The organism is Dysgonomonas gadei ATCC BAA-286, assembly GCF_000213555.1.
Taxonomy (GTDB): domain Bacteria; phylum Bacteroidota; class Bacteroidia; order Bacteroidales; family Dysgonomonadaceae; genus Dysgonomonas; species Dysgonomonas gadei.
This window is the reverse complement of record NZ_GL891986.1, coordinates 40,425-64,289: the sequence shown is the minus strand read 5'-3', so window position 1 is coordinate 64,289 and position 23,865 is coordinate 40,425. Positions and strand designations below refer to the sequence as shown.

General features: G+C 39.7%; 17 protein-coding genes and 1 pseudogene. 7 read left to right on the top strand and 11 right to left on the bottom strand.

The features are described from left to right. Positions 1-427 precede the first annotated feature (427 nt). Both HMPREF9455_RS14125 and HMPREF9455_RS14120 read left to right on the top strand, forming a co-directional pair. Positions 428-1,042, top strand: a pseudogene (locus tag HMPREF9455_RS14125) (S41 family peptidase); the annotation flags it as partial. 942 nt (positions 1,043-1,984) lie between these two features. Continuing rightward, positions 1,985-4,273, top strand: coding sequence for an NADP-dependent malic enzyme (locus HMPREF9455_RS14120; protein ID WP_006800393.1), 2,289 nt, complete (start codon positions 1,985-1,987; stop codon positions 4,271-4,273). A gap of 59 nt (positions 4,274-4,332) precedes the next feature. Here the strand turns inward: HMPREF9455_RS14120 and HMPREF9455_RS14115 are convergent, their stop codons facing one another. The 6 genes from HMPREF9455_RS14115 to HMPREF9455_RS14090 are packed head-to-tail and all read right to left on the bottom strand — an operon-like array spanning position 4,333 to position 10,614. Next, positions 4,333-5,700 (bottom strand): DUF58 domain-containing protein, encoded by a 1,368-nt coding sequence (locus HMPREF9455_RS14115; protein ID WP_006800392.1) that lies wholly within the window; start codon positions 5,698-5,700, stop codon positions 4,333-4,335. Continuing rightward, entirely contained in the window at positions 5,664-6,638 is a 975-nt protein-coding gene (locus tag HMPREF9455_RS14110) for an AAA family ATPase (RefSeq protein WP_006800391.1), read from the bottom strand. The genes HMPREF9455_RS14115 and HMPREF9455_RS14110 overlap by 37 nt, the downstream gene beginning before the upstream one ends. A gap of 10 nt (positions 6,639-6,648) precedes the next feature. Then, a complete protein-coding gene (locus HMPREF9455_RS14105) occupies positions 6,649-8,028 on the bottom strand; it encodes a DUF4350 domain-containing protein (protein WP_006800390.1) in 1,380 nt (459 codons plus the stop codon). Continuing rightward, complete coding sequence (locus HMPREF9455_RS14100; RefSeq protein WP_006800389.1) at positions 8,018-8,746, bottom strand: hypothetical protein; 729 nt, start codon at positions 8,744-8,746, stop codon at positions 8,018-8,020. The genes HMPREF9455_RS14105 and HMPREF9455_RS14100 overlap by 11 nt, the downstream gene beginning before the upstream one ends. Before the next feature lie 31 nt (positions 8,747-8,777). Next, entirely contained in the window at positions 8,778-9,665 is an 888-nt protein-coding gene (locus tag HMPREF9455_RS14095; protein ID WP_006800388.1) for a DUF7847 domain-containing protein, read from the bottom strand. Next, entirely contained in the window at positions 9,652-10,614 is a 963-nt protein-coding gene (locus HMPREF9455_RS14090; protein ID WP_006800387.1) for a stage II sporulation protein M, read from the bottom strand. Before HMPREF9455_RS14090 ends, HMPREF9455_RS14095 begins: the two co-directional genes overlap by 14 nt. A gap of 211 nt (positions 10,615-10,825) precedes the next feature. Between HMPREF9455_RS14090 and HMPREF9455_RS14085 the strand changes: the two genes are divergently transcribed. Further along, the gene (locus HMPREF9455_RS14085) at positions 10,826-11,575 is read left to right on the top strand and encodes an RDD family protein (protein WP_006800386.1); all 750 of its coding nucleotides are present in this window, start codon (positions 10,826-10,828) and stop codon (positions 11,573-11,575) included. A 63-nt stretch (positions 11,576-11,638) separates the two neighbouring features. Here the strand turns inward: HMPREF9455_RS14085 and HMPREF9455_RS14080 are convergent, their stop codons facing one another. The 4 genes from HMPREF9455_RS14080 to HMPREF9455_RS14065 form a co-directional block, all read right to left on the bottom strand. After that, a complete protein-coding gene (locus HMPREF9455_RS14080; RefSeq protein ID WP_006800385.1) occupies positions 11,639-11,836 on the bottom strand; it encodes a hypothetical protein in 198 nt (65 codons plus the stop codon). A 94-nt stretch (positions 11,837-11,930) separates the two neighbouring features. Continuing rightward, on the bottom strand, positions 11,931-13,472 hold the full coding sequence (locus HMPREF9455_RS14075; protein WP_006800384.1) for a polysaccharide deacetylase family protein: 1,542 nt from the start codon (positions 13,470-13,472) through the stop codon (positions 11,931-11,933). Between the two features lie 16 nt (positions 13,473-13,488). Continuing rightward, positions 13,489-14,748 carry a glycosyltransferase gene (locus HMPREF9455_RS14070; RefSeq protein WP_006800383.1) on the bottom strand — a complete coding sequence of 420 codons (1,260 nt, stop codon included), beginning with the start codon at positions 14,746-14,748 and terminating at the stop codon, positions 13,489-13,491. A 94-nt stretch (positions 14,749-14,842) separates the two neighbouring features. Continuing rightward, positions 14,843-16,810: a glycogen debranching enzyme N-terminal domain-containing protein gene (locus HMPREF9455_RS14065; RefSeq protein ID WP_006800382.1), complete on the bottom strand. Its 1,968-nt coding sequence runs from the start codon at positions 16,808-16,810 to the stop codon at positions 14,843-14,845. Between the two features lie 469 nt (positions 16,811-17,279). Here HMPREF9455_RS14065 and lgt point away from each other — a divergent pair, with 469 nt between their 5' ends. After that, positions 17,280-18,335, top strand: coding sequence for a prolipoprotein diacylglyceryl transferase (gene lgt / locus HMPREF9455_RS14060; RefSeq protein WP_044216408.1), 1,056 nt, complete (start codon positions 17,280-17,282; stop codon positions 18,333-18,335). Between the two features lie 80 nt (positions 18,336-18,415). Beyond that, a complete protein-coding gene (locus tag HMPREF9455_RS14055) occupies positions 18,416-19,618 on the top strand; it encodes an FprA family A-type flavoprotein (RefSeq protein WP_006800380.1) in 1,203 nt (400 codons plus the stop codon). Between the two features lie 60 nt (positions 19,619-19,678). On the opposite strand, the gene HMPREF9455_RS14050 is transcribed toward HMPREF9455_RS14055, so the two are convergent. Continuing rightward, complete coding sequence (locus HMPREF9455_RS14050) at positions 19,679-21,325, bottom strand: sulfatase-like hydrolase/transferase (RefSeq protein WP_006800379.1); 1,647 nt, start codon at positions 21,323-21,325, stop codon at positions 19,679-19,681. 223 nt (positions 21,326-21,548) lie between these two features. Between HMPREF9455_RS14050 and corA the strand changes: the two genes are divergently transcribed. Together corA and HMPREF9455_RS14040 are read left to right on the top strand one after the other, a co-directional pair. Then, complete coding sequence (gene corA / locus HMPREF9455_RS14045; RefSeq protein WP_006800378.1) at positions 21,549-22,625, top strand: magnesium/cobalt transporter CorA; 1,077 nt, start codon at positions 21,549-21,551, stop codon at positions 22,623-22,625. Between the two features lie 68 nt (positions 22,626-22,693). Further along, a complete protein-coding gene (locus HMPREF9455_RS14040) occupies positions 22,694-23,854 on the top strand; it encodes a tetratricopeptide repeat protein (protein ID WP_006800377.1) in 1,161 nt (386 codons plus the stop codon). The last annotated feature ends 11 nt before the right edge of the window (positions 23,855-23,865 follow it).

The window sequence follows — 23,865 nt, the reverse complement described above, 5'->3', positions numbered from 1 at the left end:
ATTTTTCGTTCTTAAACGTAAACAAGAATATGTCAACTGCGTCGTCTGAAAATATACGATCCTATAATGTAAACAGCTTTTCACATGAGAGATAACACTATCGTCCTCGTGCAGCTTTAAAGTCTGCTTTGCAAAATCTGTGACTCTCGCCTATGTAAACTAATACAGGGATTTGCAGCTCCCAAACTATTGGAAGTCTGCTGTGGGAAGTCTGTTTACTATAGGATTAAAGATTGGGTTTTTCGAGCCATATAGACAATATCAGTAATACTGAAAAGGGAGATAGAAAATCCATCTCCCCCAATAGCATTACTGCATATCGTCAGGATGTTTATTGCTGACAGGTTGCTCCCCAGCAGTGCCTGTTTCCTCTTAACATCCTGACATAAAGATAAAAAATAAAAATTAATCATTAAAAAATTTGGATTTAAAATGGGAAATACTGGACGATAATATTGGTTATATTTATTATGGCAGTTTTTCGAGTGGGATAGGTGATGGCAACTTGTCGCAGGTATTCGACCGATTTGCGGTATGTGATGGTGTCATCCTCGATGTAAGGAATAATGGAGGCGGAGAGTTGACAAACAGTGAAAAACTGGCATCATATTTCTTTAATGATAAAACGCTGGTGGCTTATATGCTACACAAAACAGGCAAGGGACATGACGATTTTTCGAAACCGTACGAAATATATGTAGAGCCGGCTAATGGATTGCGTTTTCAGAAAAAAGTCGTTGTGCTGACCAACCGCAGATGTTATAGTGCAGCTAATGACTTTGTGAATATGATGCGCTATGCACCTAATGCCATACTTATGGGGGACAAGACGGGAGGAGGCTCCGGATTGCCTTTCTCTTCCGAATTGCCGAATGGCTGGTCGGTACGATTTTCAGCATCACCCATTCTGGATGCAGAGAAGAACCATATAGAATTTGGTATCGACCCCGATATATCTCAGGACATGACAGATGAAGATATGGCCAAGGGATTAGATACAATGATAGAAAAGGCCAGAGAATTACTGAAGGCTAATAAATAGCATGAATTAAAGATTGAAATAATCTTGAATCAAAAATCACTTTTTGCAAAATACTTTATCTATGTAGTTAGCTGATAACTTATAGTTCTTTGAAATTTTGATAGGCCCCCCGATCCCCAAAGGGGACTTACAGAGAGGGAAAAAGTGACAGATAAAAAATAGTGGAAAATGTGTCTAGTTTGTCAAGTTTTGTACATAAGTTATTGACTGGCAACTATCAGCTAATAGCTAAAAAGGTGTTACTTTTGTTACCTTTTTGCTCCTTAGTGTCTTTGTTGAGTTTTTTAACCACGAAGTAAAAGGAGTAACACGGAGTTTTTTTGTTAACGGAATGCTTCGCTCTGCTCAGCATGACAAGATAATTATTAATTATTAATTTTTCATTCTTAATTATTAATTGTTTTCATTGTTACCTTTTAACTATATATAGTTAATAAGTGTGAAATACACAAGGTGAAAATAATGAAAAAGCTGTCAGATGTGTCAGGTTTTAACTAAACATAGTTAATAAACTTAAATGTGGTGAGAGGTGATGGATTATAAGTTTTAAATAATAAGTTGAAAGACCTGTGTTTCTGTTAACTGATGACTGCTAACTGTAAATGTTGAGTGTCGCTTATAATGCTTTTATCGTTAAAATGAAAACTGTGTAAAAATTGAGCTGTTACCTATTATTATACTTTCTTCATCATCCTGTGTCAAATTATTGTATTAAAGCTAAATATCTAATTTTATTATATTGTGTTTTGACTTTATGATGTTAACGAAGTTGAAAAGGTTTGTTCTTAGACTGTATTTTATGTCATTTTTATGTTGAAAAACACTTTTTATTGTCATAACGATTAACCTAAAATCTGCCTGTATCAGATTCCTTTTTTGTAACTTTGTTTCTAAATCATGCTAGTTGATATAATTAGTAAAACTTATAAAAATCTTAAGATTATGCCTAAAGTTACAAGAGAAGCTGCTTTAAAGTATCACTCATCAGGCAGACCGGGAAAAATTGAAGTTATTCCCTCAAAACCCCACAGTACTCAAACCGATTTAGCTTTGGCATATTCGCCCGGTGTAGCCGAGCCATGTCTGGAGATAGAAAAATATCCTCAGACAGCTTATGATTACACAGCTAAAGGGAATCTCGTAGCTGTTATATCTAATGGTACGGCCGTTCTGGGATTGGGAGATATCGGTGCTCTGGCGGGCAAGCCGGTAATGGAAGGTAAGGGATTGCTATTTAAGATATATGGAGGAATCGATGTCTTTGATATTGAGGTGGATGAAAAAGATCCGGAAAAATTTATACAGACAGTAAAAGCAATTTCCCCTACATTCGGAGGAATCAATCTGGAAGACATAAAAGCTCCGGAATGCTTCGAGATAGAGCGACGCCTGCGCGAAGAGCTCGATATTCCGGTAATGCATGACGATCAGCATGGCACGGCTATTATATCGGCGGCGGCGTTGCTGAATGCACTGGATGTAACAAATAAGGACATTTCGAAAATAAAGCTGGTTGTGAACGGAGCAGGAGCTTCGGCAGTTGCCTGTACCAACCTCTATATGAAATTCGGAGTAAGGAAGGAAAATATAATTATGTGCGATAGTAAGGGGGTACTTACTACAAGACGTAATGATCTGAGTGATATAAAGAAATGTTTTGCGACCGATAGAGATATAACAACGCTGACTGAAGCCTTAGAAGGTGCCGATGTGTTTTTAGGTTTATCTAAAGCTGATGTATTGACAAAGGAGATGATTCGCAAAATGGGTCCCGATTCGATTGTATTTGCTCTGGCGAATCCTAATCCCGAGATTTCATACGAAGAAGCAATGGCTTCCCGCGATGATATTGTTTTTGCCACAGGCCGTTCAGATTATCCTAATCAGGTAAACAATGTGCTGGGATTTCCTTATATATTCCGTGGAGCACTTGATGTGAGGGCTACAGGTATCAATGAAGAAATGAAATTAGCTGCGGCACGTGCTATTGCCGATCTGGCAAAGGAACCTGTTCCGGATGTTATTAATACAGCCTATGAGTTGAAGCGTCTGTCTTTCGGCAAAGAATACATTATACCTAAGCCCCTTGATCCGCGTTTGCTGACTACCGTCTCTGTTGCAGTAGCCAAAGCGGCTATCGAAAGCGGTGTTGCACGTAAACAGATTACCGACTGGGATACATATGCGAATAAGCTATCGGAGATGCTGGGTTACAGCAATAAGCTTATACACCGTCTTACTCATTTGGCTAAGAGTGATCCTAAACGGGTTGTATATTGCGAGGGTAACCATATCAATATGATAAAGGCTGCAATTTTCGCACATAAAGATGGTTTGTGCCATCCTATCCTGTTGGGAAGTGAAGATCGTATCAGGAATATTGCCGGTGAAAACGGACTTGAACTGAATGGAATACAGATTATAGATCATCGTAATATATCGGAAGATGTGAGGCGTAGCCGTTATGCAAAGATATTAAGTGAAAAGAAGTCGAGAGAAGGTATCCGTTATCAGGAAGCCTTTGAGAAAATGAGCGACCGTAACTACTTTGGTATGATGATGGTGGAAACAGGTGACGCTGATGCTGTGATAACAGGAATTTACAGCCATTATCGTGAATTTGCCCGTACTGCTCTGGAAGTTATCGGATTGCGGCCGAATTATAAGCACTTTGGAGCAATGCATATTGTACAAACAAAGAGAGGCCCTTATTTTCTGGCCGATACATTGATTAATCGCTGGCCGGAAGAGGATACTCTGATCGAAATAGTGAAACTGACTCACGACGCTGTAAAATATTTTGCTACAGAGCCGGTAATGGCCATGTTGTCATTCTCAAATTATGGTGCTGATGATAATGGTAGCCCTAAGAGTATTGCAAATGCTGTACGGTACTTCCATGAGAATTATCCTGAATTCAAGATTGACGGCGAAATGCAACTGAACTTTGCAATGAACAAGGAGCTAAGGGACAGGACTTTCCCTTTCAATGCACTAAGAGGTAAGGATGTAAATACATTGATATTCCCGAATCTGAGCTCTGCGAATATATCCAGTAAGCTGCTTATGGAACTCGGTATTGCCGGCGAAAGTATCGGGCCTATCCAGATGGGACTGCGCAAACCTGTACATTTCACCGATATTGAAAGTTCTGTACGGGATATTATAAATCTTACCACTATTGCTGTGGTGGATGCGATTGCGTCTCAGGGCGGAGAATTGCAGGAGTAGAAGTAGTAGGTACTAAGTATTGGGTAATGACTTACGACTTATTACTCAATACTTACTACTCATATCAGGCCTCTCGATTTGAACTCCAGATATTTATTGATGGAGTCGATTGTCAGATTCTCGGGCTTTGACAATATTGTATAAATCCCGTACCTGTTCAGTTCTTTTACAATAAGCAGTTTGTCATACGACAGTTTTTCAGCCATCCCTTTGCGGAAAGTTTCTTCCAGATTGGAAGGTGAGGTATCCAAAACTTCGTTAAACTCCGAGTTGAGGAAGAAAGCAACCAGTACCAGGTGATCTTTGGCCATACTGCTCAGGTATTTCAATTGGCGGCGCATGCTGTTTACTGTTTCGAAGTTGGTATATAGGATTATCAGGCTTCGCTGTGTCAGTTTACGGCGTACGGTGACATACAGGCGTTCATAGTCGGCTTCCTTGAAGTCGGTTTGCTGTGCGTACAGTGTTTCCAGTATCTTGTTTCGTTGACGGCGATGCTTATCGGCAGGCAGTATTTCGTCTATTCCTTTCGAGAATGTTATCAGCCCTGCTTTATCGCCTTTGTTAAGTGCTGTACTGCATACCATTAAGGTCGAATTGATAGCATAATCGAGCAATGTAAGCCCATTAAACGGCATTTTCATTGTACGCCCTTTATCTATAAGGCAATATACAGGCTGAGACTTCTCTTCCTGATATGTATTCACCATGAGTTGGTTCATACGGGCTGTAGCTTTATAGTTGATTGTGCGGGGGTCGTCTCCGAGTGTATAATGTTTTATATGGTCGAACTCCGTAGCATGTCCTATCCGCCTGATCCTTTTCACCCCGTAATCGGTAAGGCGGTGCGATGCAGCCAGCAATTCATATTTATGCATCTCGATAAACGAAGGATATACCGCCACATCCTTATGGTTGTCGAAGATATAACGTCTGCTGACGAAGCCGAACAAACCTGACACATAAACATTCAGAGCGCCAAATTGATATACTCCCCGCCGGGTAGGGCGTAAGTCGTAATAAAAGACCTCTGCTTTGTCTACTCCCAGGGAAGTTCTGAATATCAGATCTCTTTTCTGAAATTGGAAAGGTACTTCCTCTACTATTTTTATCCTGACTTTGAACGGATATCTGTTTGTAATAGAGAAAGATATTGTATTTTGGTCACCATTTGATAGCCTGTCGGGACAATTACGCGAACCTATTATTCCTTTCTTTTGACGAAAGACGGTGAATATATCCAGCAGGATGAATACGCAGAATACACCCAATACGAGCTGCATCAGGTAGAAATATTCATCGAAAATAAAGCATGCGAAAAGTCCTATCACACATAATGCCAGTGTAATAAAGAGCAGGTTTGTAAGATAGAGACTCTTAATAAACCGTATTACCGGGGAACCTCCGCTTTGTCTATCAATTGCCATATGATTGTATCGGTAGATGTACCGTCCATTTCTTTTTCGGGTGTTAATAATACTCTGTGACGAAGCACAGGCACTGCCATTTCTTTTATATCGTCAGGCGTAATAAAATCACGGCCTCTGATCGCAGCCAATGCTTTTGACGCATTCAGTATGGCCAGGGAAGCACGAGGCGAAGCACCTAATGTTATCCATGGACTCTGACGGGTGGCAGACACTATTTGTGCGATGTATTCGAGTAAATGATGTTCAACCAATACTTTTTCCACAGCCTGACGCAAGCGGTTGAGCTTTGCAGCATCTAACACGGCGTTTATACCTACATCTATAGTTAGTTCACCTTTGTTCTGGCGGTCTAGAATAGCGATTTCATCGACGATGTTCGGATAATCCACTACTATCTTGAAGAGGAAACGGTCTAGCTGTGCTTCCGGCAGGCGATAAGTACCTTCTTGTTCGATAGGGTTTTGTGTGGCTATTACGAGGAACGGATAATCCATCTTATATGTGGTACCGTCATTTGTAACCTGACGTTCTTCCATCACTTCGAACAAAGCGGCCTGAGTCTTGGCAGGAGAACGGTTAATCTCGTCTATCAGGACTATATTGGAGAATATAGGCCCTTTCTTGAATTCGAACTTAGCGGCTCCCGGCATGAAAATACTCGTGCCCAATACATCTGACGGCATCAGGTCGGGGGTAAACTGGATACGGCTGAATCCTACATCGATTGTCTTGGCTAAAAGCTTTGCCGATAATGTTTTTGCAACACCGGGCACGCCTTCTACCAGCACATGGCCGTTAGCCAGAATAGCAACAATCATTTGTTCTATCAACTGATGCTGGCCGACAACAACCCGCCCGATTTCGTTTTTTATGCTTTGAACGCTTTGGCTCAATTCGGAGAAATCTATTCTCGACTGGAATTCTAAATCTGACATATATTTCTGTTTATTTGTTTTTTACGGTTCTGTAAAACTCTTCCAACAAGTTATTGTATCTCAGGAAGGGCTGCGTTTCAATAAAGGCTAAAGTGGATAGATCCTTATAGATATGGAATAATTCACTAAGTTTGTCTTTATTCATTCCCGATTTCGCGCTTAATACATTTACAAATTCGTTATCGATATTTTCGGTTGGCATGTAATAGTGTTTCCTGATGTAATCGAGAAAATATGCATGCCGCTTCGCCAATATTGTATTGAAATCCTTCTTTCGGTAATATAGATTACTTATTGTACCCAAAAACTCTAAGGATGAATTTACCGGGGGCTTAATAATTGGAATAGCTCGTTGGATGCGCTTCGACCGGAATAACATGAACAGCAGAAATCCGATAAGGATAACATACAATGCCACACGTAAAGGCGGATTATTTAACATTACCTTAAAATCGCTTCCTTCACCCAGTGAACCCTGCTTCTGGTATTCGTCCCAGATTATCTTGCTGTTTTTGGGCAGGTACGATAAACACCGGAACCCAAAATCGTACTTTCCGGTTTGAAGCATGTTCACATTTGCAAAAGCTGAAGGCACGGAATGCAGATAAATATGGCCTTTGCCATACTTAACATCGATGAATACGGTATCTTTCTTATTGTTAAAGGCCAAAGGTCTGACAGAGAGTTTACAGCTATCTGTATTGAATTTTACCTGTCCCTGAATACTGCCGAAACTGTATTTTTTTGCGGAGTGATCGGTAAGGTTGTAGACTGTATCTGTCTGGAAATATTTAGCATCCGTCTTTATTTTCAATGTATCCATTAGCTTTCTGTCTATTGTTTCGGCAGAAATAAAGACATTATTACCCAATCCTACAAAGTCCAGCATATACTCCATGTCAAGTTTATCAAGCGTAAAACTTGTATTTATGAATATATATGAAGTGGTGTCAGATATATTATCCAGATCGGCATACCATGAAGTGGGGTCATATTCTACCTCGGGTGTACTGTTGATTCCCACTTGCTCTTCTATATGACCTGTTGTGGAGTCGGTCTCATAGTCCGGATAATCCGAGACTGTTGATTCCTCGTATGTGTCAGAATAATCATTGTCTTCGTATGAGTATGAATCATCATAAGTAAGGTATTCTCCCACATTTTTATTCAGATTGTTATAAACTGGCATACGGGTGACACGTATATTCTTTTTATCGAAGATATCACTCAGTAACTGGTATGTAATATATGTGCCGTAAGGTCCTGTTTTAGAATTAATGAAAGTAGGAGACCAATCTACAGGCTTCGGAGCCTTAGACCTTGCGAATGAGAGTCCGAATAGTAAGAGGACAATCACCACAATAAGTGTTATCATCTTCTTATCTTTCATTGGCTATCGTTTTAGAGAAAGACTCCATCCGGTTATATATTACAGGAAAGTTTCTTTCATCAGGAATAAATTCGCCGTACCATATATAGTCGAAAATGAGTGTTGTTTCGATAAAGAGGGAACGTACAGTCTGATTTTCTATCTCATACTGGTAACTATAATTGGTCTTATTTGGTTTCCACTCTATAATTTCCTTATCTGTCAGAAGTTTCAGATTTTTCAGATATAGGAAGCGTATAACAAGACGGTAATCTTTATTTTTCAACGCATTCGCTATCAGCGAATCGAAATCCATGTTGTGTACATTCTCAGTATAAATGTCGATTTCGGGCGTATCCATCTTTTTCTTCCCAAACACTGTTCTGAAATCCACGCCGGCAAGCTTCAATATAATCAGGCATATGATAACAATCAGCGCTATCAGGACTATAACTCCCGGAAAGCCAGATCTTGCTACAGCTGAGAATATATCGGCAAAGAGGTTGAAAAACCAATTTTTAACTTTATCCCACCATGATGGAGCTTTTTCTATTCTTTTGTACTGGAAGCGATTATCGTTCTGGTATTCTTTTATTTTAGCTTCATCGGGGATTCTGAAATCTACAGCTTCCTGTGCAGGAGGTGATGCTGTAAAGGCTTGTATAGTGTCGGTCTGCGCCGGAAGATATGAGAACAGGCATACGAAGAATATAAATAATATACTCTTTATTAATGTCATATCTATCTTATTATTCAACACAGAGACCGGATTAATATGGGATGCTTGGAGGTGTATCGTTCTGGTTTCCTATACTGTCTATCTCAAATTCCAGATCATTACCTTCTATTTTATTGCGATGGCTGTAATACATCACCCCCATAGCTGTATACATGATTATATATGAGAATATAGATCCCACAAAGAGAATCATCATGGATAAGATGAAGAAAAAATCGTTGGCAAAAAATTGAACCTGAAACGTACTTGCTATCAACCCTATATAATAGGGTATGGCAAATACAGAACTAATTAAAGAGAGTATAATGACAAACACCAAGCCATAACCTAATGTTATCCAGAAATTATTCCTTACTAATTCGATGCTTCGTTGGAAACTATCCATAATACCTAGTTCTTCGTTGATATATGCATATAGATAAAATCCCAGATAAACCATAACAATAATACATGGTATAATGCACAGAACGAAACCTATCAAGAACGCCAGCCCAAAAAGAATTGAAGCGCCGAAAGCAGGCAGTGCTGTTTTGGCTACCTGTCTCCATACTTCTGCGTTGTTGACCACCCCGTCTTCCGACTTTACATAGTATGCTATATAGGTTATGGTAAATAGTCCCATGAGGAACATAGTAACTAGTAATAATATATAGGCTATTATTCCGCCAACGACAGAGAGGAAAGAATATTCATCGAAGAGCATATCCATCGCTCTCGTATTATAACTACCGGCTCCCATCGCATAATATATTTTGAACAGGTTCGGAAGCATAAATACCGCTATTAGCAATACTGGTATCAGATAGACCAGCCCTCTGGCAATAGGCCCAAAATTCTGCTTAATAAATTTTATTGCCATATCGAAATTGCCGCTAAAATCGCGGTTTCCGTTCAATCTGATTTTTTCATGTGTCTCCATTCACTTTTTTGTTTACGAGGTAAGGATAATAAATAAAATACCATATAATAAATAAAGCCGACAGGCATATTATTGTCAGTTTAAGATATACAGGCATATCTGTCAAGCGGGTAATATAGCTTTCTATAAAGGCAGCTACTACAAAGACAGGAACTAAACCTACAACTATTTTTACTGCATCTTTTACTGCTTTCTGCACGGCATCTATCCGTTTGTAGGTGCCGGGGAACAGGATACTGTTTCCCAAAACCATACCTGCGCCTCCGGCGATAATAATAGCCGATATTTCCAACGTGCCATGCAACCATATGATAGACGCTGATTCGCCAAGTAACCCGTATTGGTAGAAGAAGTACTGAAAAACACCCAGCATTACTCCATTAGAAAACATTATGTAAACTGTACCCACCGAACAAAGTATGCCGAAAATGAAAGCATAGAATGCTACTCTGATATTATTGGTTCCTATGCCAAAAAACATCCACCCTTTAGCATCATCTTTATATACGGCCATCGGATCACCGTTTTCTATGTTTTCGAGAGTCATGTTCACGTATCCCTGCCCGAGTACTACGCTTGCAAAGTTAGATTCCTGTTGCAGGGAGAAGATTCCTAGCAGTACACCTGCGAACATGAACAAGAACGCATAGAGCATATTCTTTCTGTACCTGTACATGATAAGCGGCAATTCGGTTTTCCAAAAACGAAGGAAACGGCCGTTCTCTTTTTTGCGGTATTGGTATATATTAATAAAATATCGGCCGGCTAGCTGATTGAGATATCTTACCGTCTGCGATTTGGGATAGAAAGTGCGTGCATACGAGAGGTCGTCTGTAAGTTCTATAAAATTGTCAGCAAGTGTTTCAGCCGGAATATCTTTATTTTTGGTCTGACTGTCTATCTGCTGCCACTTATTCCTGTTTTCCTTAACAAAGGCGGCTTCTCTCATTAGTTTGTAGTTCGTATTTTGAATTATTATCGCAAATATAAGTCTTTGCCTAAAAAGAAAGAAAGAAATACCGTAATAATCATACAAAAAAATTAAATTTGTCAATTATAAATGATAGAGGGTATCTGGTGTTATGGTTTCTGGCTGTTATAAATAGAACACAAAATAGATACTGGTACCAACAGCTTGACACTTTATTTTATTTATCGAGATGATTATTGAAGTTCAAACAACACAAAATGTAACTATAGATTATGAAACTGCTGGCGTAGGACAGCGTATACTGGCTTATCTACTCGATCTTATTGCTATTGTTGTGTGGGTCATCGGTTGGTTTTGGATTTTGGGAACGGTGGCTTCTTTTGGTATAAATCAGGCTTTCAACGGGGATATTTTTGCCGTTTTTTTTGTTATCATTATCTTTTTTCCTGTAATATTTTACGATTTACTTTTCGAAACGTTAAATAACGGACAGAGCCCCGGTAAAATGGTCATGAAAATAAGGGTTGTCAATGTTGATGGTACAGCTCCTACTTCGAGTTCTTTCCTCATAAGGTGGCTTTTTCGTTTGATAGACTTTTCCATGACAGAAGGTTTTCTGGCGGTAATCATGGTAGCTGTGACTAAAAAATCGCAACGTTTGGGCGACCTCTTGGCCGGAACTACTGTGATAGACCTGAAATTGAATAACCGTAACAGAGAATTATCTATTACTGATCTCGATTTCCATGAAGATTATAAAGTGACTTATATAGACGTTCTGGATAGACTATCCGATAAGGATATTCAGACTATCAGTTCTATAATAGAAGATCAGCGCATGCGCGACAGTGATTACTTCAACCAACGGTTGGCCGAACGCATAAAGTCCATTACAGGATATACTTATAATGGCCCCGACAGGGTATTTCTTCGTAAAGTGGTAAGTGATTACAATTATCTGGCGGTGCAGGAAATGTAAAAGATAAGACTGTATGATGTAGGCAGAGTGGGCAAACATACCTTATCCCGTTTCTGGATCTATTTATAAAGCGTCGATCTTTGGAATTTTCGCTATTATTATATTATTCTTTACTATATGTTCTTCAGGCTTTAACCCTGAAACAACCCTTTTCATCCAACCTTTTTCTTCTGAATTGACTGTTGTGCCTGAAAATTCGTCGGCTAGAGATAGTACAGAAAAGCGTACCATTGAATAAACAGAATGCATCTTTGTTTTCATAGCTGGAATAGTTTGTTACTGTGACTAATACGTTCCTATTTATAAAGATGCATTCTGGTTTCCAAAAGTTGCAAGGGTATGAAATATTATTTATTTATTTTTTCGTTTTCACTTTAGTCGCTGGTGCAGGTTTCTTTTCTGCGGCTTTTGGCTTAGCTTCCGTTTTTGCCTTTACTGCAGGTTTTTCTGTCGTTTTTTTAGCTATAGGCATAGCTTTATCAGGTTCAGTATTCACGTTGGTTGCCTGTTCAGCCTTATCCTCTGCTTTGACGTCTGCAACAGTAGTTTTTACTTTCGCTTCTTTTTTCGCAGGTGCAGGTTTTAGAGGAGGTTTATCTGTAGCTTCGGGTGCTAAAACTTTTTTCTTTGCTTCCAGTTTCTTTATTTTATCTTCCAGCCTGTCTATTTCGTCTGCCTGATTGTGAATAGTTGTCAGCAGGGCGTTCAATTCTTCGTTTTCGATCGAGCTAGGGAATTCAGCATCGACTCTTTCCTTGAAGTCACTCAGTACATTCATATAGGTGTTAAATGCTTCGTATGGAGAGCCATAAGGGCTGAACGGAAGGTCATGTTTTGTTCCCATATAGTAGAAGTGGTCACTCGATTGTAGATAATTCCAGTCTTGTAGCAACCTTCTGGATTGACTCATACCCACACGTTCAGCTACTTCGTATAGCTTATGAAAAGCTTCCTGTTGCAATGTATTACCCAACCATGCCGATATATCCCTTTCTTCACCTACCCATGATATCGGGTGCATAGACGAGATGCTGTCTACGGGTTTCAGCATATTAAGCACTTCGGAAGGGGTGGCAAATCCGATATTCTTTTCTGCTGCAAATCGAGGTAATGCTCTCATAAAATCGAATATACCCGAGCTTTTCTTCTGGAAATTACCCAGTGCCTCGTAATTCATAAACAGGTTAACTATCTGCTCTTCCTTAGGAGTGGCGGCAATCCAGTTGATAAATTTATCGGCGGTAAGCGGGTATTCACTCCAATTGTAGTTAGAGAAGCGGGTCGCGATATCGTCACTGAATCGAGGATTACGCATCAACAGTTTCAGTTTCGGTTGCACTGCCGATTTATATACATAGTTAGGGCTTTTCCAACCCAATGTCCTTTTTGCGCCGGGAGTTATCATCCCTGCGAACCCCATATCGTAGACAAGTTCAGCAATGTCGTCCGAGTAAATCAGTTCCGTATTACGGAATATTCTTGGACGTTGCCCGAACAGGCTTTCAATTTTATCGTCGTGTTCTTTTACTTGCTTTTTAAACCCTTCGGGGTCGATAAGGGAAGCCAGTGAATGTCCTTGTGTTTCGGATAAGAATTCGACACATCCGGTATCGGCCAGTTCTTTGAATCCGTCGATTACTTCCGGTGCATATATTTCCATTTGGTCTAATGCCACGCCCGAAATTGAGAATGAAGCCTTAAATTTGCCATTATATTCCTTTATCATTTCCAGTAGCAATCTGTTGGCCGGAACAAAGGAAACTTCAGCTACCCGTTGAATGAAATCTTCATTGGCGAAATCGTCATAATAATAGTGGTCGCCTCCGATATTGAAAAACCTGTACCTTTTCAGGCGGTGCGGTTGATGTATCTGGAAGTAGAAACAAATATTTTTCATAATTTATATTGTTGTTTTATTTACACAAGTTATTATATATATCCCGTACTTTCTGTCCGGCATATTCCCATTTGATATTATCCACCTCGGCTTTCCCCTCTTTGCTGAGGAAATCAGCCATGGCATCATATGTACAAATAGAATATATGGCGTCAGCCATGGCATCTACATCCCAATAATCTGTTTTTATGGCTTTGTCCAGTATTTCGGCACAACCTGACTGTTTGGATATAATGGTAGGAATGCCGCACTGCATGGCCTCCAGCGGGGAAATACCGAAAGGCTCGGACACTGATGGCATTACATATACATCGCTGCGTTTCAACATTTCATATACTTGTTTTCCTTTTAGGAATCCTGTGAAATGGAACCGGTCCGATATACCCTTTTCGGCAGCCAGATACAGCATGCGTTCCATCATGTCGCCACTGCCTGCCATAACAAACTGTATGTGCTTGGCTCTTTCCAGTACGCGGGCAGCTGCTTCCACAAAGTATTCCGGACCTTTTTGCATGGTTATGCGTCCGAGGAAAGTAACGACTTTGTCTTTTATCCCTTTTTCGGTGTTAATGGCGAGTATTTCAGGACTTAAAGGTTCTACGGCATTGTGTACTGTGGTTACTTTTGCCGGGTCCTGATAGTATTTTTCAATTACCGTCTGCCGGGTAAGATTACTTACACAAATAATATGGTCGGCATGATCCATCCCGTTTTTCTCCATTTGGTATACCTGTGGATTTACATTCCCGCGACTACGGTCGAAGTCTGTCGCATGTACATGTATAACCAATGGTTTGCCCAAGATGTTTTTGGCATGTATGCCTGCTGGATATGTAAGCCAGTCGTGAGAATGAATAATGTCATAATCGTGGGTGCGGGCTATAACTCCGGCCATAATCGAATAGTTATTTATCTCTTCAAGGAGATTGTCGGGATAACGTCCCGAGAATTCGATACAACCCAGATCATTGGTGTACATATAACTGAAATCGGCATAAATGTGATCCCGCATGTTATAATATTCCTGAGGATCCATATATTTTGAAAGCCTTTCGCTTACATAATCCCAATAAACATCTTTCCATACAACAGGGGTATTGCATGCCCCGATGATTTTCAGAAAACTCTGGTCTTCATCCCCCCTTGGCTTGGGTATTACAAATGTGATATCCATATCAGGCTGCATAGCCATACCTTTGGTAAGGCCATAGCTTGCAGTTCCGAGCCCTCCTAATATATGAGGAGGAAACTCCCATCCAAACATTAATGCTTTCATATAGTTTCAAAATTAAGCATTAATGAAACAGAGAAAATAGCAAGTGTCAATTTTCCTTCTCTCATTAATATTTTTTATACGGTTAATACTTTTCTTAATATTCATCTGCAAACGCTTTTTGTAGGTTTAATGCCCTGATAACCCCTGCCACACTGATGGAGTACGATATAGGTCCGTGCCCAAAATATGGGATACTGCCATCATAGAGAGCCGAGAGTGAGGCGATACAATCGTTCGACATCTCATCTTCTATCCCGATGAGCAGACGGTCGAGAAATGAATAGCCGCTCCGTTGGAATATTTTCAGGTATGCTTCCATATAGGGACCAAGCAGCCAAGGCCATGAGGCTCCGTTGTAGGCACTATGAAGTTTGTCGGTTATGGAACCTTCACAGCGCGGTCTGAACCCGATACTCTTTGGACTGAGCGATCGTATGCCTTTAGCTGTCAGCAACTCTTTGGTGACAATGTCTATTATGGATTTACTTTGCCGTTTGTCCAGAAGCGGGTAATCCTGTGATATAGCCAGAAGCATATTGGGTCTTACACTCCAGTCTACATAATTGCCTACTACATAGTCGTACAGGTAACCGCCATCGTTATAAAATACTTCCACAAATGAAGTTTTTACTATTTCGGCTAATAAGCCCATCTTCTTTTCTAGTTTGGCGTCTTCCTGATGACGGGCGATATCCTGATTAAACATTAAGGCGTTATACCAGAAAGCATTGACTTCCACCAGACAGCCGGTACGGGGTAGGGCATAGTTGCCTGCTCCTGCAGCATTGTTCATCCAGCTCGGGAACCCTACGCGATTGTCTACGCTTAGCAATCCGTTTGTCAACGGGGTAAGATTAGGGTGTTTCCCTTCTTGTATAAAAGCTACGATTTTGTTGACTAGAGATGCGTATTTGCTATAAAAACGTTCTTTTTCTGTATCCGAAAACCGTTTCAATCCCCAAAGTACCCAAAGCAGTACATCTGCATTATTTATATCTTTGAGAAAACCCGTCAGAGGTTTCCCTTGCATAAATGCCTCTATGGTAGGTATGGCAGTATCCATCACTTCTTCGAATGCATCGAGCTTGCCAAGACCGAGAGTAAGACCTGGGAGAGACATAAATTGTTCTCGTGCGGTAACGTTACCCCAAGGATATCCATTCAGTAGATATAATTCGTCTTTAGACGGACGGAAATAGAATTGGTGGCCGGAATTCTTGAGGCAATTGTAGAAGGAAGAACGTGGAGTACGTTCTTTTACACCCTCATCGAATAATGCTGATAATCTGCCTGTATCGGCATGGACGTCACTAGCTGAAAAAATAATGGATTCACCTTTTGTTATAGGTAGTTCGAAATACCCCGGAACGTATAAATCTTCTTTATACGGCAGGCCTTCTTCCTTATCTCTATCATATTCTATACCTTTATACCAATTGGGATCGAAAACAAAGTTCACCTCTTTGTTAAATTGCATGTACAATTCTGGATAACCGCTATACATACACATACTGATGCCGTTTTCTACTTCTTTATAGCCATGCTCGGCCACCGTGTTTTCTACCGTTAGGGTGTTGATCTCACGGAATGCAAGAAATGGTTTGAAACGTATGGTTGTAGGAGAATGTGCATCAAGGAGAGTATACCGGATGAAAATAGTATTGTCTTCGAGTGAAAACATTTTCTCCTTCGACAGGATTACTCCGCCAACCCTGTATATGGTACGCGGCAATGAGTCGCAACTAAACTCGCGGATATATTTGTGTCCCATAGGGCTGTAATTATCCCCGTCGTATTTATGTATTCCCAGATTGAAATCGGCTCCGTGTTGTATGACTGTTTCATCAAAAGAGGAAAGTAATACATGATTCGAATTGTCCAGTTTGGGTACCGGCATAACGAGTAATCCGTGCTGTTTGCGTGTGTTGCATTCTACCAGTGTAGTACAATGATAAGCTCCACGGCGGTTTGTCCTGAGTATTTCCCTGCGCAGAGAATATTCAAGGTTGACCATCCGTGACTTGTCGAATTTGAGATAAGTATTAGTTTTGCTATAATCCATAATTTTTTAACAGTTATACTGTTTATACATAACTGAATAAGTCAGGATACTTTATCCAGAACCTATTTCTGATCTTAAAGATAGCAAAAATGTTAATGAATATTCCAAATTGCGCATAATGTTTATTAACATAAAAACAAATACGAAAATGTACGTTACTTAGTTGTACTTATTTAGAATTATTTTATATTAGATGCGTATTTTTATTTATAACAAAAGATATTAACTTTCAGTTTTTTAATAAAGCAGAATTGAGGTGTTTAGTGCAACTTATTATTTAAACAGGTTTTAAATGAATAGTATTTTTATATCTTTGTAATCCGAAAAAACAAGGTAGCTTAAGGTGGCGGAATTAATTGTTGCTTTGTTAAGTTTATATACAAGAGGTAGCAGAATTGAAACAATGTGTCATTAAATATATTCTTGTATTTATATATATAGAATCCTAATATAATTTTTTATGCTGGACATGCTTTCATTTATAACATGGGATGTAAACCCTGAAGCTTTTTCTCTCTTTGGTAGGGAAATTCGTTGGTATGGCATTTTATGGGCAGCGGGAGTTCTTTGCACAACGATAGTGGTGCAAAGGATGTATAAGTCGGAAAAACTTCCGGAGAAATGGTTCGATTCACTGTTCTTGTATGTGCTTACAGGCCTGGTTATAGGTGCCCGGCTGGGACATTGCCTGTTTTATGATCCGGTGTATTACCTGTCCAATCCCCTTAAGATACTGATGGTGTGGGAAGGCGGACTGGCAAGCCATGGCGGGGCGATAGGTATGACTATTGGTGTATGCTTGTATTCGCTCAAGATAACCGGGCAAAAGATGAACTGGAAACATCTGGGTGTATTTGCTCTCATCGGTCTGGTTTTAGGTGGTCTATGCCAATATATCTATGGGCTGACAGCCAGTTCTTCTCCTTCTCTGGGTTTTGGTGAGTCCGCTTTTATGGGCTTCCTTATCGGGATTTGTGTATCTATGGTGTATACAACAAGAGAAATGACTGTAAAGACTCTGGACCGTCTTGTGGTTGGGGTAGCCATAGGGGCAACGTCGATCCGTCTGGGCAATCTCATGAATTCCGAAATATACGGGGGACCTACGACTTTGCCTTGGGGTTTCAATTTTATCAGGGATCCTAAATGGCATCAGCCTCTCAATATGGGAGGATCGGGTGAATTGCCTTGCCATCCTACACAAATATACGAAGCACTTTTTTATTTGTTTTTATTCGGGTTAGGTTTGTATTTGTATTATAAGACCAATGCAAGAAACAGAACAGGACTTATTCTGGGGATATCGCTTATCGGTATTTTCTTTTCAAGGTTCTGTATAGAGTTTATTAAAAATATTCAGGAACCGTTTGAGATGGAAATGATAGATACATTCGGTATTAATATGGGGCAGCTGCTCAGTATTCCGTTTGTAATCTGGGGTATATGGCTATTGTATAGTGCTCTGACAAAGAAAGAACCGGAGGCGGGCGCTATACCCAAAAACAGTAATGTGAAAAAGAAATAGCATAGAGGGGTTTCGGAACAACAGGTATTTACAAGAAAATAGTTTAATTATAATACACTACACTACTTAATCAAGATAGTATGTTAAAACCAATTCCAATAAAAGATGACTTATTCTATATCGGTGTAAATGACCGGACAAAGCATCTTTTTGAAAATCTCTGGCCACTGCCTAAAGGAGTTTCTTACAACTCCTATCTTATTTCGGATGAAAAAACAGCATTGTTCGATACTGTTGATATTTGCTATTCCGATATTTTCTTTCATAAACTGGAAATAGCTTTGAACGGAAAGTCGCTCGACTATGTGATTATCAATCATATGGAGCCGGATCATTCCGGTTCTCTCGGTCTGCTGAGAAACAGATATCCCAATGTAAAGGTTGTAGGTAACAAGCGTACGGCCGACATGGTGCAAGGCTTTTACGGTATAACTGACGGTGTGATGGTGATTGACGATGGAGACCAGTTATCTTTGGGTAAACATAACCTGGTCTTTAATCTCACCCCCATGGTACACTGGCCGGAAACAATGATGACATACGATACTACCGACAAGATTATCTTCTCAGGAGATGCTTTCGGTACATTCGGTACGCTGGACGGGGGGATAACCGATACACAACTGCATCCGGAACGCTATTATGACGAAATGATACGTTACTACTCTAATGTGGTAGGTAAGTTCGGTTCTCCGGTGCAGAAAGCTTTGGAAAAACTGGGATCACTGGATATAAAAATGATTTGTTCTACTCACGGGCCAGTATGGACTATCGATGAGCAGATTAAAAAAGTGATCTCTATCTATGATAAACTCAGCCGTTATGACGGAGACGAAGGTGTAGTGATAGCTTATGGAAGTATGTACGGAAACACCGAGCAAATGGCCGAAACGGTTGCTTATGAGCTGGCTCAGCAGGGTATAAAGGAAATTATCCTGCACAATGTATCCAAACGTTCGCATTCTTATATCATCCGTGATATCTTTAAGTATAAAGGGCTGATTGTAGGTTCACCTACATATAACAATAAGCTGTTTCCCGAAGTGGAATACCTGTTGTCGAAAGTAGAAGGACGCGATATGAAACATCGTTATTTCGGATATTTCGGCTCATTCACATGGGCCGGGGCTGCCGTGAAACGTTTGGCTCAGTTTGCTTTGGATACTAAGTTCGAAGTGATTGGCGAACCTGTAGAGATGCGTCAGGCAATGCGCCACGATACCTATGATGCCTGTATTTCGTTAGGGAAAGCAATGGCTGACAGGCTGAAACAAGACAGATAAAGTCTTTAAATTATAAGTTATAAATGATGAGTTATGAGTCTCGTACTCGTAGCTCATTTTTTATTCTTTATACTCTTTAAATTTCTCCATTATTTCCTCGTATCTTTTTTCACCCACATAGCGTTCTTTAGCTTTAAATTCTTTGGAAAATAAACTTCTGGAATCGTTATAGTCCTTATAGTCTAAGCCCGCCAGATCTGAAAGGGAATAGATGAAATCTTCGGTAGAATAGGGGCGTTTATCGTCAAATATAAGATCAGCATGTTTTTTTCTGTACGATGGCGACATCCATATCATAAAAGGTATTTCGCTCATGGTTGGTGATACCTTCTCATATGCGTGCCCGGCAAATTCACGATAGTCGTATAATTCTTCCCCGTGGTCGGAGAAGTATATCATCACTGCATCTTCTTTCTGGCGGCCTTTCAGTGTATTTATGATGCTGCTTATTATGTAATCGTTGTATAGAACAGAATTGTCGAATTTGTCAATTGTCTTTTTAGCTTTGTCATCTCTGTAGGGTGCATCCGCAACCAGATTGTCCTTTTTATTATTGTATACAATATATTCTTTAGGGTATCTGAATTCGTAGGCCATATGATTGCCTATCAGGTGTATGAGTATCAGCTTGTTATTTCTGTTATTAGCACTTTCATCGAATATTTTGTCCAATACAGGCAACACAATATCGTCATGTTGCTTATATGTAGCTACATTGTATTTCTTTTTCGCCAGAGTTAGCAGAATATCGTAGCTGGATTTGCAGTCTTCACTGAATTCCTGATTGCTTACCAGATAGGTATCGTATCCGCTGCGGTTAAACAACTCGTAAAGAGATGGTTTTTCTGTGAAGTATTCCGGATGCTTCAGTTCGGACATAGACAACACGGAACGCATGACCGGAATGGTGTGTACTTGTGGCGCAACAACGTCCTGATATACGATGAGGCTGTCACCAAGCTGGGATAGCAACGGATTGGTATTACGCGGGTAGCCATACAGCGACATATGATGTTTGTTCAGCGACTCGCCTATCACAACCACAATTGTAAGCGGAACAGTATCTTTCCGAAGAGTCTCTACTATATAATCTTCCTTCTGCCGCTCTTTTATTGTTTTTATTTCATAGCTGGTCCTTAGTTTGTAACTGACAAATGTTTTATAGAAGTTGACAAAGTAAACCGAACGGGAAACCCTGTTGATGCCGACAATACATAAGATAATGACAATGCTTAAAGAGAAAAGCAGTTTATTATCTGCTATTTTTAATTTTTTGAACGATTTCATCGTACAAATCATCACAATTGGGATTGCTGCATAAATCAATACGCCGGCAATGACCCATATACTTAAATAATGAGCGACAAATTCTTTACTTTCTTCGGGATTGGTTTCGAACAGGCTGGTTACACTGTTTTGTTCCAGCATCACCCGGGCAAAAAGAAGGTATGCCAGAAAGATAGAACCCGGAATAACCGATATAGCCAGCATTACCGAATATACAATCTTCTCCGATTTGGAACTTAGAAAGAGTGATAATACCCATATCGCTGCAAATAGTAATCCGCAAACCACAAATACAGCCACTTTGTCTATGAAGGTAAAGTTTTGAGCAAGAGGACATAATATTGGCACCAGAAGCAAGATGTAAAACAAGAAAAAGAATTGTATTTTCTTTCGTTTCAGTATATTTAATACCTCCCCCATTAATTGTACAGTTTATTAGGTTTAAATCTTTTAATAGTTAGTTATAGTTCTATATATGAAAGAGCATTTATATGTATCCGAAAATATAACAGTCAGTCATTGTTGTACTTGTATATACAATAAGTACGCTTACGACCTTAAATACCTCTTCAAAGAGTACAAATATAGTATTTTATTCTTACTTTTGATACAGCTAAAAATTGGTAATATCGTATAAATAAATATGAGTAAACGAACACCAAAAAGACTCAAAAATAAGTTACCCAGGAATAACTATCTGTTAACAAAACCTGCATATCTGGGAGATAAAGATATTCCTATGTCGGTAGAGTTGTTGCAATACGATTCTATGAGGATGGAAGTAAAGAATATATCTTTACAGACCCCTTTGAAAAGTAGCATTGACAACTCAAAAGTAAATTGGTTCAGGGTCCAGGGTATTTCTGATGCGGCAGAAGTGAACCGTATCTGCCGGGAATTTGATCTTCATGGATTCGATGTGAAAGATTTACTGGCCGACCAAAGGGTTGTGAAAATCGTAGCTTATGATAAGGTAACCTTTATACTGATGTCCTCTTTTTATCTGGAAAGCGATACTTCCAATATAGATGATATGCAGGTTGCATTTATTTTTGGTGAAAACTTTGTCATTAGTTTTCAGGAAGCTCTTGTTCCTATCTTTGAAGAGGTAAAACAGGATATTGAAGAAAATAATGGAATGATACGCCAGAAGAGTACGGACTTTTTGCTTTATATCCTTCTGAATGCCGTAAACTTGTCCAATATCAACACTCTGATGACAGTGGAGGATAAACTGGCCGATATCGAAGACCAGCTGATAATGAGGAAAGATTCTGTCGATATCCTCCAGTTTATGCACCGGTGCAGGGTCAATTATATGCATATCAAGCGTACGGTGATAGCACTCAGGGAAGAATATAGCAACCTGCTGCATAATACCAATAAGTTGATAAAAGAAGAGAATATCGTCTACTTCAATGACTTTGACGACCGTATGCGTACGACATTGGGCGATCTGGCTTCATTCCATGAATCCCTGACTTCGTTGCTGGATTTATATTATAACAATAATAATCTGAAGATGAATGAAATAATAAAGCGTCTGACGATTGTATCTACTATATTTATCCCTCTCACCTTTATGGTCGGCGTATGGGGGATGAATTTTAAGTTTATGCCTGAGATAGAGTGGGAGTACGGTTATTTCTTTTCGTGGATAGTTTTGGCTTTGGTTGCCTTGTGTACCTATCTGTGGATGAGGAAACAAAAATGGTTTTAAAAGCCTGCTAACAGTTAGCAGTAAAATATTCGTAAACTAAAAAACTCGTAACTAATATATAAATAACGATGAAAAAAACAGCTTGTATATTATTAATTTCATTATTTATACTTCCTTTAAGCCATTCAGGTAATACTCTGTTTTCACATGAAAGTCAGGTTGTAAAGCCAAAAGACGACATAAAGAAAATGTTTGAGAAGGGACTCTATACCGAAATAATAGAAGAATATGGAAATACGCCCCGTACATCATCGGCTGAAGAATTATCGTACGTTGCAGAATCTTATATAAGGCTGAACGACTTCCCCAATGCTTCCCGGTATGCTGATATGGCAATCCAAAAAGATGCGAAATCTGCACGTGCACTCTATGTAAAAGGCTCTATCAGCAGTGCAAATGGAAATCATACACAGGGTATAACTGATATACAAAAGGCTATAAGTCTCGCTCCGAAACAGGCTGAATACTATACCGGCCTTGGTGATATTTATTTTGCTCAGGATGATTATACAAAAGCTTTGACTAATTACAGAAAGGCGGTAAATCTGCCTAATCCATCGGAGAAAGCCTTTTATATGATAGGTGCAGTATATGCTAATCAGGACAATGTAAAACAGGCATTGGATACTTTTTATGTGGCTAAGTCGAAAATAGAGAAAGACAAAGAATTATACGTTACTGTACTGAATAATATCGGAAAGATTGAGTTCGATAATAAAAATTACAAGGATGCATCTGAGGCATACAGGGAACTGACCGAATACTTTCCCGATGATTACTATTCTCTCGAAAAACTGGTTGAATGTTACAATGCTTTAGGTTATTACAGCCGTGCAGATGTGTCGAAGGCGAGATTATATACTGCGTACGAGCAGGGCGAACTTTGGAATACCAGCATTGCGGATATGTTCTGTGTCGACCATTTTACCGTAGCTGATAGAGACGTATCGGCATATGAACGCTTCGAAGTATCACCATGCCGTACTATTACCAAATATATATTCTACGTAGCGGACAAAGATGGCCGCATCGATTCCACGATTACTCTCGAGTTCACTCCTGCCGAAGAGGAAGGTAAGTCCGGACGTTTCGATCCTGTGATGCAGAAAGGAGCGGATAAATATGGCTTTAATGTCGTGTATGACGGCAATCTGGCTTATACTACACTGCAATCGGTTGTAAAAGATATTATAGATGGTAAAGTTGATCCGAAACCTTATGTGAAGTAAATTACGAGAAG

Coding starts and splice junctions, on each gene's coding strand:
- HMPREF9455_RS14120 (WP_006800393.1), top strand. CDS start 1,985: ATGCCTAAAGTTACAAGAGAAGCTGCTTTAAAGTATCACTCATCAGGC.
- HMPREF9455_RS14115 (WP_006800392.1), bottom strand. CDS start 5,700: ATGGCAATTGATAGACAAAGCGGAGGTTCCCCGGTAATACGGTTTATT.
- HMPREF9455_RS14110 (WP_006800391.1), bottom strand. CDS start 6,638: ATGTCAGATTTAGAATTCCAGTCGAGAATAGATTTCTCCGAATTGAGC.
- HMPREF9455_RS14105 (WP_006800390.1), bottom strand. CDS start 8,028: ATGAAAGATAAGAAGATGATAACACTTATTGTGGTGATTGTCCTCTTA.
- HMPREF9455_RS14100 (WP_006800389.1), bottom strand. CDS start 8,746: ATGACATTAATAAAGAGTATATTATTTATATTCTTCGTATGCCTGTTC.
- HMPREF9455_RS14095 (WP_006800388.1), bottom strand. CDS start 9,665: ATGGAGACACATGAAAAAATCAGATTGAACGGAAACCGCGATTTTAGC.
- HMPREF9455_RS14090 (WP_006800387.1), bottom strand. CDS start 10,614: ATGAGAGAAGCCGCCTTTGTTAAGGAAAACAGGAATAAGTGGCAGCAG.
- HMPREF9455_RS14085 (WP_006800386.1), top strand. CDS start 10,826: ATGATTATTGAAGTTCAAACAACACAAAATGTAACTATAGATTATGAA.
- HMPREF9455_RS14080 (WP_006800385.1), bottom strand. CDS start 11,836: ATGAAAACAAAGATGCATTCTGTTTATTCAATGGTACGCTTTTCTGTA.
- HMPREF9455_RS14075 (WP_006800384.1), bottom strand. CDS start 13,472: ATGAAAAATATTTGTTTCTACTTCCAGATACATCAACCGCACCGCCTG.
- HMPREF9455_RS14070 (WP_006800383.1), bottom strand. CDS start 14,748: ATGAAAGCATTAATGTTTGGATGGGAGTTTCCTCCTCATATATTAGGA.
- HMPREF9455_RS14065 (WP_006800382.1), bottom strand. CDS start 16,810: ATGGATTATAGCAAAACTAATACTTATCTCAAATTCGACAAGTCACGG.
- lgt (WP_044216408.1), top strand. CDS start 17,280: ATGCTTTCATTTATAACATGGGATGTAAACCCTGAAGCTTTTTCTCTC.
- HMPREF9455_RS14055 (WP_006800380.1), top strand. CDS start 18,416: ATGTTAAAACCAATTCCAATAAAAGATGACTTATTCTATATCGGTGTA.
- HMPREF9455_RS14050 (WP_006800379.1), bottom strand. CDS start 21,325: ATGGGGGAGGTATTAAATATACTGAAACGAAAGAAAATACAATTCTTT.
- corA (WP_006800378.1), top strand. CDS start 21,549: ATGAGTAAACGAACACCAAAAAGACTCAAAAATAAGTTACCCAGGAAT.
- HMPREF9455_RS14040 (WP_006800377.1), top strand. CDS start 22,694: ATGAAAAAAACAGCTTGTATATTATTAATTTCATTATTTATACTTCCT.